Origin of the sequence: Pseudomonas sp. 9.2(2024) (assembly GCF_039695385.1) — a bacterium.
Classification (GTDB): Bacteria; Pseudomonadota; Gammaproteobacteria; order Pseudomonadales; family Pseudomonadaceae; genus Aquipseudomonas; species Aquipseudomonas paraglycinae.
Genome location: NZ_CP155585.1, coordinates 1,993,612 through 2,012,203, shown reverse-complemented (window position 1 = coordinate 2,012,203; position 18,592 = coordinate 1,993,612). Strand labels below are relative to the sequence as shown.

The 18,592-nt window shown below is 61.3% G+C and carries 20 protein-coding genes; 1 reads left to right on the top strand and 19 read right to left on the bottom strand.

Going from position 1 to position 18,592, the window contains the following annotated elements:
* Positions 1–133: 133 nt before the first annotated feature.
* The 4 genes from fliA to flhA form a co-directional block, all read right to left on the bottom strand.
* The gene (gene fliA, locus ABFB52_RS09035) at positions 134–874 is read right to left on the bottom strand and encodes an RNA polymerase sigma factor FliA (RefSeq protein ID WP_011333070.1); all 741 of its coding nucleotides are present in this window, start codon (positions 872–874) and stop codon (positions 134–136) included.
* The gene (gene fleN, locus ABFB52_RS09030) at positions 871–1,701 is read right to left on the bottom strand and encodes a flagellar synthesis regulator FleN (protein ID WP_003222917.1); all 831 of its coding nucleotides are present in this window, start codon (positions 1,699–1,701) and stop codon (positions 871–873) included. The genes fliA and fleN overlap by 4 nt, the downstream gene beginning before the upstream one ends.
* 113 nt (positions 1,702–1,814) lie before the next feature.
* Positions 1,815–3,155 carry a flagellar biosynthesis protein FlhF gene (gene flhF, locus ABFB52_RS09025; RefSeq protein ID WP_085747102.1) on the bottom strand — a complete coding sequence of 447 codons (1,341 nt, stop codon included), beginning with the start codon at positions 3,153–3,155 and terminating at the stop codon, positions 1,815–1,817.
* 11 nt (positions 3,156–3,166) lie between these two features.
* A complete protein-coding gene (flhA, locus tag ABFB52_RS09020; RefSeq protein ID WP_129973904.1) occupies positions 3,167–5,296 on the bottom strand; it encodes a flagellar biosynthesis protein FlhA in 2,130 nt (709 codons plus the stop codon).
* 527 nt (positions 5,297–5,823) lie between these two features.
* Between flhA and ABFB52_RS09015 the strand changes: the two genes are divergently transcribed.
* Positions 5,824–6,198, top strand: coding sequence for a hypothetical protein (locus ABFB52_RS09015; protein WP_346836123.1), 375 nt, complete (start codon positions 5,824–5,826; stop codon positions 6,196–6,198).
* Between the two features lie 113 nt (positions 6,199–6,311).
* Here ABFB52_RS09015 and flhB read toward each other — a convergent pair whose 3' ends face one another.
* The 15 genes from flhB to fliH form a co-directional block, all read right to left on the bottom strand.
* Positions 6,312–7,451 (bottom strand): flagellar biosynthesis protein FlhB, encoded by a 1,140-nt coding sequence (flhB, locus tag ABFB52_RS09010; protein WP_064594382.1) that lies wholly within the window; start codon positions 7,449–7,451, stop codon positions 6,312–6,314.
* Between the two features lie 3 nt (positions 7,452–7,454).
* Positions 7,455–8,240, bottom strand: a complete 786-nt coding sequence (fliR, locus tag ABFB52_RS09005) for a flagellar biosynthetic protein FliR (protein WP_129974235.1) — start codon at positions 8,238–8,240, stop codon at positions 7,455–7,457.
* A gap of 3 nt (positions 8,241–8,243) precedes the next feature.
* Positions 8,244–8,513, bottom strand: coding sequence for a flagellar biosynthesis protein FliQ (gene fliQ, locus ABFB52_RS09000; RefSeq protein ID WP_007951951.1), 270 nt, complete (start codon positions 8,511–8,513; stop codon positions 8,244–8,246).
* A complete protein-coding gene (fliP, locus tag ABFB52_RS08995; RefSeq protein WP_039765605.1) occupies positions 8,510–9,268 on the bottom strand; it encodes a flagellar type III secretion system pore protein FliP in 759 nt (252 codons plus the stop codon). The genes fliQ and fliP overlap by 4 nt, the downstream gene beginning before the upstream one ends.
* Positions 9,268–9,723 (bottom strand): flagellar biosynthetic protein FliO, encoded by a 456-nt coding sequence (gene fliO, locus ABFB52_RS08990; protein WP_129974234.1) that lies wholly within the window; start codon positions 9,721–9,723, stop codon positions 9,268–9,270. The genes fliP and fliO overlap by 1 nt, the downstream gene beginning before the upstream one ends.
* On the bottom strand, positions 9,724–10,185 hold the full coding sequence (gene fliN, locus ABFB52_RS08985; RefSeq protein WP_162831786.1) for a flagellar motor switch protein FliN: 462 nt from the start codon (positions 10,183–10,185) through the stop codon (positions 9,724–9,726).
* A gap of 54 nt (positions 10,186–10,239) precedes the next feature.
* Entirely contained in the window at positions 10,240–11,208 is a 969-nt protein-coding gene (gene fliM, locus ABFB52_RS08980; RefSeq protein ID WP_003222890.1) for a flagellar motor switch protein FliM, read from the bottom strand.
* Between the two features lie 9 nt (positions 11,209–11,217).
* Entirely contained in the window at positions 11,218–11,721 is a 504-nt protein-coding gene (gene fliL / locus ABFB52_RS08975) for a flagellar basal body-associated protein FliL (RefSeq protein WP_129974233.1), read from the bottom strand.
* A gap of 296 nt (positions 11,722–12,017) precedes the next feature.
* Positions 12,018–13,379: a flagellar hook-length control protein FliK gene (locus tag ABFB52_RS08970; protein WP_129974232.1), complete on the bottom strand. Its 1,362-nt coding sequence runs from the start codon at positions 13,377–13,379 to the stop codon at positions 12,018–12,020.
* 105 nt (positions 13,380–13,484) lie between these two features.
* Positions 13,485–13,832, bottom strand: a complete 348-nt coding sequence (locus ABFB52_RS08965; protein ID WP_085747108.1) for an Hpt domain-containing protein — start codon at positions 13,830–13,832, stop codon at positions 13,485–13,487.
* 30 nt (positions 13,833–13,862) lie between these two features.
* Positions 13,863–15,566: a fused response regulator/phosphatase gene (locus tag ABFB52_RS08960; RefSeq protein ID WP_129974231.1), complete on the bottom strand. Its 1,704-nt coding sequence runs from the start codon at positions 15,564–15,566 to the stop codon at positions 13,863–13,865.
* 5 nt (positions 15,567–15,571) lie between these two features.
* Complete coding sequence (locus ABFB52_RS08955; RefSeq protein WP_129974230.1) at positions 15,572–15,877, bottom strand: STAS domain-containing protein; 306 nt, start codon at positions 15,875–15,877, stop codon at positions 15,572–15,574.
* 102 nt (positions 15,878–15,979) lie between these two features.
* Positions 15,980–16,429, bottom strand: a complete 450-nt coding sequence (gene fliJ, locus ABFB52_RS08950) for a flagellar export protein FliJ (RefSeq protein ID WP_129974229.1) — start codon at positions 16,427–16,429, stop codon at positions 15,980–15,982.
* Positions 16,430–16,435: 6 nt separating this feature from the next.
* The gene (gene fliI, locus ABFB52_RS08945) at positions 16,436–17,794 is read right to left on the bottom strand and encodes a flagellar protein export ATPase FliI (protein ID WP_085605786.1); all 1,359 of its coding nucleotides are present in this window, start codon (positions 17,792–17,794) and stop codon (positions 16,436–16,438) included.
* Positions 17,784–18,590 (bottom strand): flagellar assembly protein FliH, encoded by an 807-nt coding sequence (fliH, locus tag ABFB52_RS08940; protein WP_129974228.1) that lies wholly within the window; start codon positions 18,588–18,590, stop codon positions 17,784–17,786. Before fliH ends, fliI begins: the two co-directional genes overlap by 11 nt.
* Positions 18,591–18,592 lie beyond the last annotated feature (2 nt).

The following is an 18,592-nucleotide window of genomic DNA, read 5'->3' as shown; positions in this document are numbered from 1 at the left end:
ACGCGCCCAGCACCTGGACGCGCCATTTCAATCAATCCGGCAAAACACTCGATGACTGTCTGGAGCACGACAGATCGAGACCGGTGCCGTTCACCACCGCACCAGCCTCGTTCGCAGTGTCCCCACACTGCCTTCAGCGCGCTCGCCACTCCCCCAAACGCCCCCGCAAGCGGGCCGCGCACTGGCTGTGTAACTGGCTGACCCGCGATTCACTGACGCCAAGGACTTCACCGATCTCCTTGAGGTTCAGCTCTTCGTCGTAGTACAGCGCCAACACCAGTCGCTCACGCTCCGGCAAATTGGCAATCGCGTCCGCCAGCGCGGCCTGGAAACGTTCGTCTTCCAGATCGCGCGACGGCTCCAGATGAGCACTGGCGCCATCCTCGTGCAGCCCTTCGTGTTCGCCGTCCTGCAACAGGTCGTCGAAACTGAACAGCCGGCTGCCCAGGGTGTCGTTCAAAATCCCGTAGTAATCGTCGAGACTCAATTGGAGTTCGGCCGCAACTTCGTGATCTTTAGCGTCACGGCCGGTTTTAGCTTCAATCGAGCGAATTGCGTCGCTGACCATACGGGTATTGCGGTGAACCGAGCGTGGCGCCCAGTCCCCCTTACGGACTTCATCGAGCATCGCACCGCGGATCCGGATGCCCGCGTACGTTTCAAAACTGGCGCCCTTGCTGGCGTCGTATTTGGTCGAGACTTCGAGCAGGCCGATCATCCCGGCCTGGATCAGGTCTTCGACCTGCACACTGGCCGGCAATCGCGCCAGCAAGTGGTAGGCGATGCGTTTGACCAGTGGCGCGTAACGCTCGATCAGCTCGTACTGCGCGTCACGCGCCGACTTCTTGTAGAAATTCATACCGCTGGCGGTCATAGCACAGGTCCTGCCGTTTGCTGCACGAGGCGCTCGACGAAAAATTCGAGGTGGCCGCGCGGGTTGGCGGGCAGCGGCCAGGTGTCGACCTTCTGTGCGATCGCCTTGAACGCCAGTGCGCACTTGGAACGCGGGAAGGCTTCATAGACCGCACGCTGCTTCTGCACCGCCTTGCGCACGCTTTCGTCGTAGGGCACCGCGCCGACGTATTGTAGGGCGACGTCGAGGAAGCGATCCGTGACCTTGGTCAACTTGGCGAACAGATTGCGACCTTCCTGCGGGCTCTGGGCCATGTTGGCCAGGACGCGGAAGCGATTCATGCCGTAATCGCGGTTCAGCAGTTTGATCAGCGCGTAGGCGTCGGTGATCGAGGTCGGCTCGTCACAGACCACCAGCAACACTTCCTGGGCTGCGCGAACGAAACTGACTACCGAGTCACCAATACCCGCAGCGGTGTCGATCACCAGTACGTCGAGATTGTCGCCGATGTCGCTGAACGCCTGAATCAGGCCGGCATGCTGGGCCGGGCTCAGGTGAACCATGCTCTGGGTGCCGGAAGCGGCCGGCACGATGCGGATTCCGCCGGGGCCTTGCAACAGCACGTCGCGCAGCTCGCAGCGGCCTTCGATCACGTCGGCCAGGGTGCGTTTGGGTGTGAGGCCCAGCAGAACGTCGACGTTCGCCAGCCCCAGGTCGGCGTCCAGCAGCATGACCCGACGGCCAAGCTCTGCCAGCGCCAGGGACAAGTTCACTGACACATTAGTCTTGCCGACGCCACCTTTGCCGCCGGTCACCGCGATCACCTGTACGGGATGCATGCTGCCCATGTTATTTCTTTACCTTGTCTTGCATAGACGGAGGCCACATTACTGGCTGCGCGTTCACAACCGGAACAATGCATGGCAGACCATCGATGTAGGTACAAAAACGGTTCATTACCTCAGCCAACCTGCTTGGTCGGACTGTGGTAGATATCAGCGAACATGTCAGCCATGGCTTCTTCGCTGGGTTCTTCCTGCATTTGCACGCTGACGGCGCGGCTGACCAGTTGATGACGGCGCGGCAGATGCAGATCATCCGGAATCCGTGGGCCGTCGGTCAGGTAGGCGACCGGCAGTTCATGACTGATCGCCAGGCTCAGCACTTCGCCAAGGCTGGCCGTCTCATCCAGTTTAGTCAGGATGCAGCCGGCCAGCCCGCAACGCTTGTAACTGTGATAAGCGGCGGTTAGAACCTGTTTCTGGCTGGTGGTTGCCAAGACCAGATAATTTTTTGAGCGAATGCCACGACCGGCCAGACTTTCCAGCTGCATGCGCAGGGCCGGATCGCTGGCTTGCAGGCCGGCGGTATCGATCAGCACCACGCGTTTGCGCAGCAGTGGATCCAGCGCCTGCACCAGGGACTGGCCCGGATCGACGTGGGTCACCGACACATTGAGGATGCGGCCCAGTGTCTTGAGCTGCTCCTGTGCGCCGATACGGAAACTGTCCATGCTCACCAGCGCGATGTTCTGCGCGCCGTACTTGAGCACGTAGCGGGCGGCCAGTTTGGCCAGCGTGGTGGTCTTGCCCATGCCGGCAGGACCGACCATGGCAATCACCCCACCCTCTTCCAGCGGCTCGACTTCCGGTACGGAAATCATTCGTGCCAGGTGCGCCAGCAGCATGCGCCAGGCCTGACGCGGTTCGTCGATCTCGGTGATCATCGACAGCAGATCACGGGACAACGGGCCGGACAAACCGATGCGTTGCAGACGACGGTACAGATTGGCCTGGGCCGGACGGCTGCCTTGCAGCTGGTTCCAGGCCAGGGTGCCGAGTTGCACTTCCATCAGTTCGCGCAGGCTGTTGAGCTCGAAACGCATCGAGTCCAGAGCACGCGGGTCGACGCCAGCGGAAACCGCTGCAGGCGCCGGTGCAGGACGGGCCGGAGCTTCGTAGGTCGGTTCGGTCAGCGGCTCGGCAGCGGTCAGCGGCAGGCCGGCCGTCAACGGCAGCCCGGCGAACAACTGGCGATTGGTGTTGCCGTCGGCTTCGCCACGCAAGCTCAGTTCGGCCTGGGCGGTAACGATGCGCGACTGGGTCTTGCGCAGCTCATCCTCGAGTTCCATGTTCGGAACACGCGGGGCCAGCGCCGACAGTTTGTAATCGAGCGCCGCCGTCAGCTCGACGCCGCCGGCAATGCGGCGGTTGCCAATGATGGCGGCATCAGCGCCCAGCTCATCACGAACCAGCTTCATGGCCTGACGCATATCGGCGGCGAAAAAACGCTTAACTTGCATAAACCACTACCTCAGCCGTTGGGCCCTACTGTCGCAACGATGGTCACTTGCTTGTTGTCCGGAATTTCCTGGTAGGCCAGCACATGCAGTCCGGGAACTGCCAGGCGACCAAAGCGCGAGAGCATCGCGCGAACCGGGCCTGCTACCAACAGGATCACCGGCTGACCTTGCATTTCCTGGCGCTGCGCCGCCTCGATCAGCGAACGCTGCAGCTTCTCGGCCATGCTCGGCTCCAGCAGAACGCCCTCTTCCGAGCCTTGTCCTGCCTTCTGCAGACTATTGAGCAATATTTGTTCCAACCTTGGCTCCAGCGTGATAACTGGCAGCTCCGACTCAGTCCCTACAATGCTTTGGACGATGGCGCGGGATACGCCGACCCGCACAGCGGCCACCAAAGCGGCGGTATCTTGACTCTTGGCGGCATTGTTGGCGATGGCTTCGGCAATGCTGCGGATATCGCGCACCGGCACGTGTTCGGCCAGCAACGCCTGCAATACTTTGAGCAACTGCGACAGCGTGACCACGCCCGGCACCAGCTCTTCGGCCAGTTTCGGCGAGCTCTTGGCCAGCAATTGCATCAATTGCTGCACTTCTTCGTGGCCGATCAGCTCGCTGGAGTGCTTGTACAGAATCTGGTTCAAGTGGGTCGCAACCACGGTGCTGGCATCGACCACGGTGTAACCGAGCGATTGCGCCTGGGCACGCTGGCTGACTTCGATCCACACCGCCTCCAGGCCGAAAGCCGGATCTTTGGCGGTAATGCCGTTGAGCGTGCCGTAGACCTGCCCCGGGTTGATCGCCAGCTCGCGATCCGGGTAGATCTCGGCTTCGGCCAGGATCACGCCCATCAGGGTCAGGCGATAGGCGCTCGGCGCCAGATCGAGGTTGTCGCGGATGTGCACGGTCGGCATCAGGAAGCCCAGATCCTGCGAGAGCTTCTTGCGCACGCCCTTGATCCGCGCCAGCAATTGCCCGCCCTGGTTGCGGTCCACCAACGGAATCAGACGGTAGCCGACTTCCAGGCCGATCATGTCGATCGGGGTCACGTCGTCCCAGCCCAGCTCCTTGGTTTCCATGGCGCGGGCTGGCGACGGCAGCAGTTCCTGTTGACGCTTGACCTCTTCCAGCGCGATGACCTTGGCCACGTTCTGCCTCTTCCAGAACAGGTAAGCGCCACCGGCAGCCAGCGCAGCCATGGTCAGGAACGAGAAGTGCGGCATGCCCGGCACCAGACCCATGACCGCCATCAGACCGGCCGCCACCGCCAGCGCTTTGGGCGAGGCGAACATCTGGCGATTGATTTGCTTGCCCATGTCTTCCGAACCGGAAGCACGGGTCACCATGATCGCTGCAGCTGTAGATAACAACAGTGATGGCAATTGCGCCACTAAACCGTCACCGATGGTCAGCAAGGCGTAAACCTTGCCGGCGTCGGCGAACGTCATGTTGTGCTGGAAGATACCGACGGCCATACCGCCGATCAGGTTGATGAACAGAATCAGCAGACCGGCGATGGCGTCACCGCGTACGAACTTGCTGGCACCGTCCATCGAACCGTAGAACTCGGCCTCTTGGGCCACTTCCTGACGACGGGCCTTGGCCTGCGCCTGGTCGATCAGACCGGCGTTGAGGTCGGCGTCGATCGCCATTTGCTTGCCGGGCATCGCATCGAGGGTGAAACGCGCGCTCACCTCGGAGATCCGGCCGGCACCCTTGGTTACCACGACGAAGTTGATGATCATCAAGATCGCGAAGACCACGATACCGACCACGTAGTTACCGCCGATCACCACCTCACCGAAGGCCTGGATCACCTTACCGGCAGCGGCGTGGCCATCCTGACCGTGGAGCATCACCACCCGCGTCGACGCCACGTTCAGCGCCAGTCGCAACAGCGTCGCTACCAGCAGGATCGTCGGGAACACCGCGAAATCCAGCGGCCGCAAGGCGTATACGCAGACCAGCAGCACGACGATCGACAGGGCAATGTTGAAGGTGAAGAACACGTCGAGCAGGAACGGCGGCACCGGCAACATCATCATCGCCAGCATGACCAGCAGCAACAGCGGCACACCCAGATTGCCTCGACTGAGGTCGGCAACATTCGAGCGAGCAGTGTTGAATAACTGAGAGCGATCCACCGGTTTTCCCCGTTCCTTTAAAGCAAACTTTTGACGCCCAGAGCGGGCGCACGGCGGCTACTGCAAGAAGCCTTCCAACTTTTGCCGATGATTGAAACAGAGGGGTTTGGGCGTGGTTTTTCTGCTGGGCGGGATGTTTCCTTCGCAAGAGTTCAGCAAAAAGCGCCTTTTAAACTCAGGTGTTTAAAAGACACCTTCAGACACGCCTTACAGGCTACGAATCCTTGCGCCGTTGCCTACAGCTACGCCAGAATCCGCCGGCTTGTGCGCCCTGGGGTCGGGTTCTATTGTGGGTCGGTCGCTGACGAATCAGCGATCGGGTTTAGCGACTCGGTTCGAATTAAAGGTGCACCAGCGTTCCTGACTTCGTTGCGGATCTGCATGTCTGCAATTTCGTTATGGTGGCTGTATGCGGGAGACCCTTGTGGTCTACCGGGTGCCTTTGACCGGTTCGCTAACCTGCGTACAGCCGCCACCCTTCCTGTTTAGCGACTGGATTTGGCGGCTCCACCCAAAGGAGCTTCACCATGATCAAACCCACACCCAACCCACCCGAAACCGACCCTGCCTCGCCCTACGAATCCGCCGATTCCAGAAAGCTTCACGAAGCCGCCGACCGCGCTCTTGATCACTATCTCTGCCCGCCCGGCTCCACGCCACCACCGCGCAAGACCCGCAGAATGTACGCCGTCACCGCGGACTTCAAAAACGAAGAGCTGCTGGTCGAGCTCTGCGAAACCCTCGCTTCCGCCAGAACCATCGCCAATGACTTCGCCCACCTCATGCCCGCCGCGCAGCGCAGGACACTGACGGGCATCGGGCAACTGATCATGCTCGGGGAGCTAACAGCGAATCGGGTGCTGAATAATCTGGAAATACCGCAGTCGCCGAACCCTGTGTAAAGGCTTGAGTGATATGTCGTGATTGCTGACGCCTTCGCGGGCAACACAGATCATCGGGCATAAAAAACCGCCACCGGATTCAACCGGATGGCGGTTTTTTTGTTTCATCACAATCACGAATCGCGCCGCAAATCCGGCGGGATCGGCAGGTCGTCCTTGAGCGGTTCCGGGAACTTGCCCTTGCCCGCGCGGTGCTGGCGGATCTGGTAGACGTAAGCCAATACCTGAGCGACCGCCAGGTACAGACCGCCGGGGATTTCTTCTTCCAGCTCCGTGGAGTAATAGATCGAACGCGCCAGCGCTGGCGATTCGAGAAGCATGACGTTGTTGGCCACGGCAATTTCGCGGATTTTCAGCGCCAGGAAGTCGCTGCCCTTGGCCAGCAGCATCGGCGCCCCGCCCTTCTCGGCGTCGTACTTGAGCGCCACGGCGTAGTGGGTCGGGTTGGTGATGACCACGTCGGCATCCGGGATCGCCGCCATCATCCGCCGTTGCGACATCTCGCGCTGAACCTGGCGAATGCGCTGCTTGACCTCCGGCCGACCTTCCTGGTCCTTGTGCTCGTCGCGCACTTCCTGCTTGGTCATTTTGAGCTTTTTGATGCTTTCCCAGATCTGCACGGGCACGTCGACAGCCGCGATGATGATCAACCCGCAGGCCAGCCACAGCGAGCTCCAGCCCACCAGTTGCAAGCTGTGAATGATCGCCCGGTCCAGCGGCTCGTGGGCGATGCGCAGCAGGTCGTCGATGTCCGCATTGAGCACCACCAGCGCGACGCCCAAGGTGATAAGGAACTTGGCCAGCGCCTTGAGCAGCTCGACCACAGCCTTCATCGAGAACATCCGCTTGAGGCCCGCCGCCGGGTTCATCCGACTGAACTTGGGTGCCAGCGAACCGGCGGCGAACAGCCAGCCACCCAGCGCAATCGGTCCGAGGAAAGCCGCCAGCAACAGGGTGATCATGATCGGCTGGATCGCCAGCAACGCCTGCAATCCGGAGCTCATCAGAAACGTCGCCATGGAGCGCTCGTCCATGATCACTTCCCGCGACAGCGTGAAGTTCTGGCGCATCAGATCCATCAAATCCTGCGCCAGCATCCCGCCAAAGATCAGCAGCGCTGCAGAGCCCGCGAGCATGATCGCCAGGGTGTTGAGCTCCTTGGAGCGCGCAATCTCACCCTTTTCCCGGGAGTCCTTTTTGCGTTTCTCCGTGGGGTCTTCTGTTTTGTCCTGACCGCTCTCGCTCTCAGCCATGACTCAGCGCGCCTGTGCCAGTTCGCGTAAAAACTGCAAGGCCTCGGTGGCCAGCGGTTGATACTGATTGAGTATGTCCGCCAGCCCGACCCAGACGATGAACAGGCCGAGTACGAGGGTCAGCGGAAAGCCGATGGAGAAAATGTTCAGCTGTGGCGCGGCGCGGGTCATCACGCCAAACGCGATGTTGACCACCAACAGCGCGGTGACCGCCGGCAACACCAGCAACAAGGCGGCGCCCAGCACCCAGCCGAGTTTGCCGGCCAGCTCCCAGTAATGCGTGGTCATCAGCCCACCGCCGACCGGCAGCGTGGTGAAGCTCTCGGTGAGCACTTCGAAGACCACCAGGTGCCCGTTCATCGACAGGAACAGCAAGGTCACCAGCATCGTGAAGAACTGCCCGATCACCGCCACCGACACGCCGTTGGTAGGGTCGATCATCGACGCGAAGCCCATGCCCATCTGGATCGCGACGATCTGCCCCGCCACCACGAAAGCTTGAAAGAACAATTGCAGCGAGAAACCCAGCACCGCGCCAACGAGAATCTGTTCGGCGATCAGCAGCAGACCGCTGAGATCCAGAGGGCTGACCGCCGGCATCGGCGGCAGGTTGGGCGTGATCACCACGGTGATCGCGAAAGCGAAGTAAAGACGAATCCGCCGGGGCACCAGCGTGGTTCCGAAGACCGGCATCACCATCAACATCGAGGCGACGCGAAACATCGGCAGCATGAACGACGCCACCCAGGTACTGATCTGGGTATCGGTCAACTGAAGCAGCGATTGCATGGCTTAGCCGATGACCATCGGAATGTTTTTGTACAGCTGAGTGATGTATTCCATGAACGTCTGCACCAGCCACGGGCCGGCGACGATCAGCGTGACCAGCATCACCAGCAGACGCGGCAGGAAGCTCAGGGTCTGTTCGTTGATCTGGGTCGCGGCCTGGAACATCGACACCAGCAGGCCCACCAACAGACTCGGCACCACCAGAATCGCCACCATCATGGTGGTCAGCCACAAGGCCTCGCGAAAGATGTCGACCGCTACTTCTGGCGTCATGGCGATACACCTCCGAAACTGCTGGCCAGGGTGCCGATGATCAGCGCCCAGCCATCCACCAGCACGAACAGCATGATTTTGAACGGCAGGGAAATGATCAGCGGCGACAACATCATCATACCCATCGCCATCAGCACGCTCGCGACCACCAGGTCGATGATCAGGAACGGAATGAAGATCATGAAGCCGATCTGGAACGCGGTCTTCAGTTCAGACGTCACGAAGGCCGGCACCAGAATCGTCAGCGGCGCAGCATCCGGAGTGGCGATGTCGGTGCGTTTGGACAGGCGCATGAACAGCTCCAGATCGCTGGAGCGGGTCTGGGCGAGCATGAAGTCCTTGATCGGCACCTGAGCCTTTTCCACTGCCTGCTGAGCGGTCAGCTTTTCCGCGAGGTACGGCTGCAAGGCATCGTTGTTCACGCGGTCGAATACCGGCGCCATGATGAACAGCGTCAGAAACAGCGCCATGCCGGTGAGGATCTGGTTCGACGGCGTCTGCTGCAAGCCCAGGGCCTGACGCAGGATCGAGAAGACGATGATGATCCGGGTGAAACTGGTCATCAGGATGACGGCGGCCGGAATGAAGCTCAGCGCCGTCATGATCAGCAGGATCTGCAGGCTGACCGAGTACTCCTGCGCGCCCTCGGCGTTGGTACCCAGAGTGATCGCCGGGATCGACAACGGATCGGCGGCGAATGCCAGCGGCGCGGCCAACATCAAGGCCAGGGTCAAGACGATGCGCAACGCACCCATTACTTCTTATCCTTCTGATCCTTGCCGAGGATCTTCAACAGATGCTGGGCAAATTCCGGAGTCGCTTTGTCGGCGGTGCTCGGCACCTCGACCGGCTCTTTGAGCACGTGCAACGCAGTGATGGTTCCGGGGCTGAGACCGAGCAGAATCTGCTCGTTGCCGACCTGCACCAGCATCAGACGGTCACGCGGCCCGAGCGCGCGGGAACCGATCAGCTCGATCACCTGGCCCTTGCCGGCGGGACCTGCCTGCTGCACCCGGCGCAACAGCCAGGCGAGGAAGAAGATCAACCCCAGCACCAGCAACAAACCCAGCACCAGTTGCGTCAGCTGGCCCGCCACGCCACTGTTGACGGCCGGCGCAGCCGCCGCAGTTGCCGCCACCGGCTCGGCCGCCAGCACGCTGAGCGGCAAGGCCAGCGCCAGACCGAACAAAGCCCCCAGAACCTTTTTCACTCAGCGCAGCTTCTTGATGCGTTCGCTCGGGCTGATCACGTCAGTCAGACGGATGCCGAACTTTTCGTTGACCACGACCACTTCGCCGTGAGCGATCAGGGTGCCGTTGACCAGTACGTCCAGCGGCTCGCCGGCCAGACGATCAAGCTCGATCACCGAACCCTGGTTGAGTTGCAGCAGGTTGCGGATGTTGATGTCGGTGCTGCCCACTTCCATCGAGATCGACACCGGGATGTCGAGGATCACGTCCAGGTTCGGACCGTCGAGGGTCACCGGATCGTTGTTCTTCGGCACGCTGCCGAACTCTTCCATCGGCAGACGGTTGGAGCTCGAAGCACCTGCATCGGCGGCCAGCAGCGCGTCGATGTCGGCCTGCCCGGCTTCACCGGTTTCTTCCAGGGCGGCAGCCCATTCATCGGCCAGTGCCTGATCGTCCTGGGTGTTCATATCGTCGTTCATCATTTGTCCTCGGCGGGCAAAAAACCGGTAAAAGAATCAGGGAGTGAGGGCGCCGCTTCAGCGGCGCTCGATCGGCTCGATCACCTGCAACGCAAGGTTGCCTTTGTGCGAGCCCATCTTGACCTTGAAGGCCGGCACGCCGTTGGCGCGCATGATCATGTCTTCCGGCATCTCGACCGGAATCACGTCACCCGGCTGCATGTGCAGGATGTCGCGCAGTTTCAACTGGCGGCGAGCCACGGTGGCACCGATCGGCACGTCGACATCCAGCACGTCCTGGCGCAGGGCGTTGACCCAGCGTTCGTCCTGGTCGTCGAGGTCCGACTGGAAACCGGCGTCGAGCATTTCGCGCACCGGCTCGATCATCGAGTACGGCATGGTCACGTGAAGGTCGCCGCCACCGCCGTCGAGTTCGATGTGGAACGTGGAAACCACGATCGCTTCGCTCGGACCGACGATGTTGGCCATGGCCGGGTTCACTTCCGAGTTGATGTACTCGAAGTTGACTTCCATGATCGCCTGCCAGGCTTCTTTCAAATCGACGAACGCCTGCTCCAGCACCATGCGCACCACGCGCAGTTCGGTCGGGGTGAATTCACGCCCTTCGATCTTGGCGTGACGGCCATCGCCGCCGAAGAAGTTGTCCACCAGTTTGAACACCAGTTTGGCGTCGAGGATGAACAGCGCGGTGCCGCGCAGGGGTTTGATCTTGACCAGGTTGAGGCTGGTCGGCACGTACAGCGAGTGCACGTATTCGCCGAACTTCATCACCTGTACGCCACCGACGGCAACGTCCGCCGAGCGGCGCAGCATGTTGAACATGCTGATGCGGGTGTAGCGGGCAAAACGCTCATTGATCATTTCCAGAGTCGGCATGCGTCCACGGACGATGCGATCCTGGCTGGTCAGGTCGTAGCTTTTGACACTGCCGGGTTCGGCAGCGTTATCGGTCTGTACCAGACCATCGTCGACGCCATGCAACAGCGCGTCGATTTCATCCTGGGACAGCAGATCCTGCACGGCCATGTCGTGTTCCTACTGCAGTACGAAATTAGTGAAAAGCAACTGTTCGATCACCACTTTGCCCAGCTCTTTCTGCGCCACTTCCTGGACGCTGGCTGTGGCCTTCTGGCGCAACATCTCTTGACCGACCGGGGTCGCCAGCGTGGCGAAATCCTGACCGGAGAAGAGCATCACCAGGTTGTTGCGGATCACCGGCATGTGCACTTTGAGCGCTTCCAGATCCGCCTGATTGCGCGCCAGCATGGTGATGCTCACCTGCATGTAGCGCTGACGGCCGTTCTGGTTGTAGTTGGCCACGAAGGCCGGCGCCATCGGCTCGAAAATCGCCGGTTGCTTGCCGACCGGGGCCGCTTCGGCCGCCGTCTCGGGCTTGCTCTGGGCACTGTGCATGAAGAACCAGGTCGCCCCCACAGATGCGCCGATGGCCAGCAGCAACCCGAGCACGATCGCAATGATCATCTTGAGTTTGCCTTTGGTTGCGGGGTCTTTTACTGCTGCAGCTTCGCTCTTCGCCATGCCAATAATCCGTCACTAATCGGGTTTTCACAGTCGCACGGCAAGGCAAGAGCAAGTGTTATGCCAGAAGTGTAGGTAGTAGCGGAGACAACGCTGAAGTCAAAAGCAACCCTCACCCCAGCCCTCTCCCGGAGGAAGAGGGCGCCGATCGAGTTGTCTTGTTGTGATATATCGACCTGAGGCACCGAGTCGACTTGGATTCAGCCCAAACAATCAGGTTAGCGAGCATCTCAAGCATCCCCAATCAGTTCCCTCTCCCTCTGGGAGAGGGCTAGGGTGAGGGGCTTTTGATTTGATCAGGCGTAGTAGTCGACGGCGCTGGAGCCGATCACGTGAGTGGCGGTGGCCGCCGCTTCAGCGACAGCCGTCGGGGTCAACTCTTCTTCAGCCGAATCCAGGCGACCGCCGGCTGCGCTGGTGCGACCGCCCTGCCCCTGCTGCGCCTGTTCCTGGCCTTGACCCTGCCAGCCACGGTTCTGGTCGGACACGTTGACGTCGACCTGCCCCATGCCTTGCTGATTGAACATGTCCCGCAGGCGGTGCATCTGACCGTCGAGGGCTTCACGCACGCTCGGATGCGCGCTCATGAAGGTCACCTGGGTTTGCTGGTCCGGGACCATGTTCACCCGGATATCCAGACGTCCGAGCTCGGCCGGTTGCAACTGGATGTCAGCCGCTTTCAGGTTGTTGCTCGACAGGTACATGACCCGGTTGACTACTTCTTCGGTCCAGCCGTTCTGGTGCATGGCAATCGGCTGGTTCACCGGCACCGCGTTGGCGGTTTTCGGCGTGGCAGCCTGGGTCAGCGCCGCCAGACGGTTGGCGAAATCATCGACACGAGTGTCGCTTGTGGCGGTCTTCAGGTCTTTCAGGCCGTCATCGATCAGGCCGCTGAACGCCTTCTCACCGCCCTGACTGGTGCTGTCCTTGTCAGCCTGCACATCGAGCATGCTGGCCATGCCGGCAGCGAAGGTCTGCGCCGAGGTCAATTCGCCGTCAGCCTGAGTCTGGGCCGGGGTGGCCTTGGGCTGGGACTGACTGGAAGCGGAAATGTGACCACTCTGCTCCATGGCCATGCGCACGGCAGGCAGCGAATCCAGCGGATCCGCCTCGGGGTCGAAAGCAGGATCAGTGGCCGGCGCCGGATCCTTGACCATACCCGGCAATGCCGCCACGGCAGGTTGATCGGTTTCCGGTTTCGCAGCGGTATCGACGACAGGGGTGACGGCTACCGGTGCGGTAACGACAGGTTCTACCGCCACCACAAGTGCCGGATCCACCGGTGCTGTGTCGACAACAGGAGTCGTTGCGGTATCGGCAGTCTCATCATCAGTAGCGGTCTTGTCGTCCGTTGCCGCCGTCGCCGATTTGTCGGCGGGCAAGGCTTTGCCGCTATCGGCAACCGCCGGCTCCGGGGCGGCAGACTGATCCTTGCCGAGGTCTTTCTTGCCGCTGTTGTCGGCGACCTTGTCACGGGCAGGTTTTGCCGAATTGTCGACGCTCACCGAGGGCTTGTTCGGGCCTTGATCGGCGAACACCTGAGCGAAGCTGGAGGCCTTGTCCCCGGGCTCTGCGGCCACTGCCGATGATTTGGCCGAGGCAGCTTGCGCCTTGGCCTGGGCGGCGGTCTGAAGAAGAATGTTGGGGCTTGCAGGCATGGCACGGTCTCCGCTGCACTGGGATCGTAGGTACAGTTGGGATAGATGACTGCAAGTGCCGGGCCAGTTTCGCCAGAATTCCGGCAAAACCGCCCGACGGCAGAATCAGTGCGTCAGCGAGCGCTGCCGCTCGGCGACATAAACGGGCCGCACATCGGCGAATTCGCTATGGATGTCGGCGACCAGTTTGATGATTTCAGAAGGGCTTTTGTCTTTGGCATGCTGTTCCAGCTCCTGGCACAGCACCGCAAGACGGGTCGCACCCATGTTGCTGCTGCTGCCCTTGAAGCTGTGCGCAACGGAAGACAATGCGTCGGCATCGGCAGTCTGCTGCAACTCCCGCAGGCGATTTTCGGAATCGGCAAGAAAGGTATCCAGCAGTTCCGGATAGCTGTCTTCCATCACTTCCCGCAGCACGCTTAGCGCTTCGTGGTCCACATGTGTATCAGCCACTTGTTCACTCCTTGATCAAGAATGCGCGGATTATGCCAGAGCCTCCCAGAAAAACTCCACGCGAGCACTGCGACCATCGTCTGACCAGCTGGCATTACGCGCCAATTGCCGGATCAGACTGACTCCGCGCCCCGACAGACGGACACCGTCGAGCGGCCGCTCCATCACGCGCGAGACATCGAATCCCTGGCCGCTGTCTTCGACCCGCACCACCAGACAACCGCCCTCGCCTTCCGGCCGCACCTGCAAATGCACGCGCACGTAACCATCCTGCAAGGCCTCGAGACGCGCATTGCGTTGCTCATAATAACGGGCGAAACCCGATGCATCGCGCTTGAGGCTCGAATCCAGTCCCAGCACGCCATGCTCCAGCGCGTTGGAATAAAGCTCGGCCAGCACGCTGTACAGTGCGCCACTCTGCGCCCGCAAGCCATGCACCTCAAGCAGCAACTGCAAGAGATAAGGCAGCGGATTGAAGCGCTTGAGCGTGGCACCGCGAAATTCGAAGCTCACCGACCAGTCCAGCGGACACGACTGACCACTGTCGGAATACACCGGTGCCGATGGATTGACCTGCGCCATTTCCAGCAGGCTGACCTCGACCATGCTCACATCGTCCCGGGCCTCACCGCGAAAGTCCTGCAACGCCTGCTCGATGTCCTCGAACAGCCGATCCGGCTGGCGATTGGCGGCGAACACCTGGTGCAAGCGCTCGACACCGAACAACTGATCGTTGGCATCGCAGGTGTCGATGACCCCGTCGGAAAGCAGAAACACCCGATCGCCCACCGCCATCGAGTGAACCTCGGTGCGGTCATCGAAGGTCTGCGGGCTGAGCACGCCCAACGGAAGATGTCGCGCCGCCAGCGGCTTGCGCTCCCCGGTAGCCAGGCAATGCAGATAACCGTCGGGCATGCCGCCGTTCCAGACTTCCACCGAGCGCCGCTGAAAACTCAGGCACAACAGCGTCGCGCAACAGAACATGTCCACCGGCAGGATGCGCTTGAGCTTGGCGTTCATTTCCCGAAGGGTCTCGGCCAGACCGTAACCCTTGGCGGTCATGCCATAGAACACCTCGGCCAGCGGCATGGCGCCGACCGCCGCCGGCAAGCCGTGACCGGTGAAGTCACCGAGCAACACATGCATGTCGCCGGCAGGCGTGTAGGCCGCCAACAGCAGGTCGCCATTGAACAGCGCATAGGGTGATTGCAGGTAACGGATATTCGGCGCGCTCAGGCAACCGGAATGCGCGACCTTGTCGAATACAGCCTTGGCGACCCGCTGCTCGTTGAGCAGATAGTCGTGATGCTTGGCGATCAGGTCGCGTTGCTGAAGAACCGTGGCCTGCAAACGCCGCAAGCGATCCATCGCCTTGATTTTGGCGGCGAGAATCACCTGGTTGTAGGGCTTCGCCAGAAAGTCGTCACCGCCAGCCTCAAGGCAGCGGGCCAGCGCTTCACTTTCCGTCAGCGACGTGAGGAAGATGATCGGCACCAGGTTTTCACCGGCCAGCACCTTGATCTGCCGCGCGGCTTCGAAGCCGTCCATGACCGGCATCATGGCATCCATCAGCACCAAATGCGGCTGCTGGCTGGAAAACACCTCGACCGCTTCGGCCCCATTGGTAGCCGTCAGCACTTCATGCCCCTGACGACGGACGATGGTCGACAACAACAGCCGGTCAGCGGCGCTGTCTTCGGCGATCAGGATCGTCAGCGGCTCTTGCGGCTGCATGGCCGTCAACTGATGTCGAACAGTTTGTCGAAGTTGGAGATGGCGAGGATCTTGCGCACGTCCGAATTGCTGTTGACCACCCGCACATCCGAGTCGTCACCGCCGGCGTGATCACGCAACAGAAGCAGCATGCCCAACGCCGAACTATCGAGATACGTGGCTTCTTTGAGATCTACCACGATGGAGTCGGGCTTTTTATCGAGCCGCTCGTAGGACTCGCGAAATTCCTGATGGCGACCGAAATCGAATCGCCCCTTGATCCAAATCGTCAGCTTTTTCTTGTCCGGAGAAACTTCTGTAACGACTGACATGTACTGGCTTCCTTGTCATTTGACGAACCTGTACAAGGTTTAGCACCTGGAGGGGCCATGGGCAAGGCGCGATAGCGTCGGGATCTGTGCGAGATCTGCCCGTCAAAACGCCTCGTGGCGCGGCAAACGCTGGGACAACTCGTCCAGCAGCTTCTGTTCGCGCTTGTCTTCGGCGCGCTGCGCTTCATCCAGATAACGTTGTACAAGCTTGCGCAGACCTTCGACCCGGGCGAATGCCTGCTGCCAGGCATCGCGGGCCTTGTCCAGATTGTTCTGGTGCCATTGCAGACTCTGGCGCTGCTGATCGACGGCGGTGTCGAGCTGCGCCAGAAAGCCCTGAAAACCCAGCAGCCACTGCCCGGACACGCCGGCGCTGCCGCGTACGATCCACTGCTCGGAGTAATCCAGACGAAAGGCATGCAGGTCGGCGAGCTTGCTCTCGGCCACCTTCACCTGCCCCTGAAAGTAACCCAGGCGTTGCACGGCGGTTTTCTCGGCCTTCTCGGCCATGTCCACCACCGGCGCCAGACGCGCGGCTCGACTCAGGGCCATGACCGGTTACCCGCCGGCCGCCGGGGCGAAAATCGTGCCGAGATACGCTTCGCTTTCACCCAGGCTGATGTTGTCGTTGAGACCCTGACGCAGGTATCTGACCAGTTGCGGCTGCAGATTGATGGCAAGGTCAGTCTCGCGGTCACCGCCCGCGACATAGGCGCCGACGCTGATCAGGTCGCGGCTCTGTTGATAGCGCGACCACAGCTGCTTGAAGTATTGCGCGCGCTGCATGTGCTCCGGCGACACCACCGCGGGCATTACCCGGCTGATCGAGGCTTCGATATCGATGGCCGGGTAATGACCTTCCTCGGCCAGACGCCGGGACAATACGATGTGCCCGTCGAGCACGCCCCGTGCGGAGTCGGCGATCGGGTCCTGCTGGTCATCGCCTTCGGACAGTACGGTGTAGAACGCGGTGATCGAACCCCCGCCCTTCTCCGCATTACCGGCACGCTCCACCAGTTTCGGTAGCTTGGCGAACACCGACGGCGGATAACCCTTGGTCGCCGGCGGCTCGCCAATGGCCAGGGCAATTTCCCGCTGGGCCTGGGCGAAACGGGTCAGAGAATCCATCAGCAACAGGACGTTCTTGCCCTTGTCGCGGAAATATTCGGCGATCCGCGTGCAGTACATCGCCGCGCGCAGACGCATCAGGGGCGCATCGTCCGCAGGCGACGCCACCACCACGGAACGCTTGAGGCCTTCTTCACCGAGGATGTGCTCGATGAACTCTTTAACTTCTCGACCCCGCTCACCGATCAGGCCGACGACGATGATGTCGGCCTCGGTGAAGCGGGTCATCATGCCCAGCAACACCGACTTACCGACACCGGTACCGGCGAACAGACCCAGACGCTGGCCGCGACCGACCGTCAACAAACCGTTGATGCAACGGATGCCGACGTCCAGCGGCACGCTGATCGGGTCACGGTTGAGCGGGTTGATCGTCGGGCCATCCATCGGCACCCAGTCTTCGGCCTTCATGCCGCCCTTGCCGTCCAGCGCACGTCCGGCGCCGTCCAGCACGCGACCGAGCATGCTCATGCCCATCGGCAGGCGACCGGTGTCGGCCAGCGGCACCACGCGGGCGCCCGGGGCGATGCCGGCCACGCTGCCGACTGGCATCAGGAACACCTTGCTGCCGGAGAAGCCCATGACTTCGGCTTCAACCTGGGACGGATGATAGGTGTCGTCGTTGATCACCATGCAGCGGGTGCCCATGGCGGCGCGCAGGCCTTCGGCTTCGAGCGTCAGGCCGACCATGCGCAGCAGGCGCCCTTCGAGGATCGGCGCACCGGCGATTTCGGTGGCCTCGGCGTAGGTGCTCAGGCGCTTGGCGAAGCTGGTGCGTTCAAGGCGCATCGGGGGCGTCCGCGAGCGGCTCTTCTGCGACCGGTGCCGGTTTTGGCGCTTCCGGCAGGTCCAGACTCAGGTCCGGCGCGGCCGGGTGCAGGGCCTGTTCGTGCAACTGGTCGAACAGTTTGGCCATGACCTGGCTGACGCGGGTTTCGATGCTGGCGTCGATCCGGCTGTGGTCGGTCTCGACCCGGCAACCGCCCGGCAGCAGGGATTCATCCTCGACAATGCGCCAGGTTTCCTCATGACGTTCGCGCAGGGCTTTGACCTGTTCGAAATCCTGTGGATTGACGTACAGCCGCACATTGCCCACGCCCAGCGGCAACAGTTTGAGGGCGTCGCGCATGACGTGTTCGATCTGCGTCGAGTCGATAGCCAGTTCGCGCTGAATCACCTGACGGGCGATGTGCTGCACGAGGTCGACCAGCGACTTTTCGATCTGGGTGTCTTGCTCGGCGATGGGCTCGAACAGGTGGCCCATCAGTTGCTCAAGGTTGTTGACCTTGGCCGTCAGGACCACTTCGGCTTCCTGGCGCACCTTGAGGGTGGCGCTGTGAAAGCCTTCCTTTTCGCCGATGGCGAAGCCCTCGTTGTAGGCCTCCTGACGGATGCTTTCGAGTTCTTCCAGCGTCAGTGGCTGGACTTCTTCCAGCGGCACTTCTTCCATTTCCGGCGGTTCAGGCTCCGGTTCCGGCTCGGGTTCCGGTGCCGGCGGATCGAAGCTCGGGATTGCCCAGGTTTCGAAACCGCGGACGTCCCGGGCACGGATCAGGTCCGTCACATCGTCGTCATGCTTGTCCATGG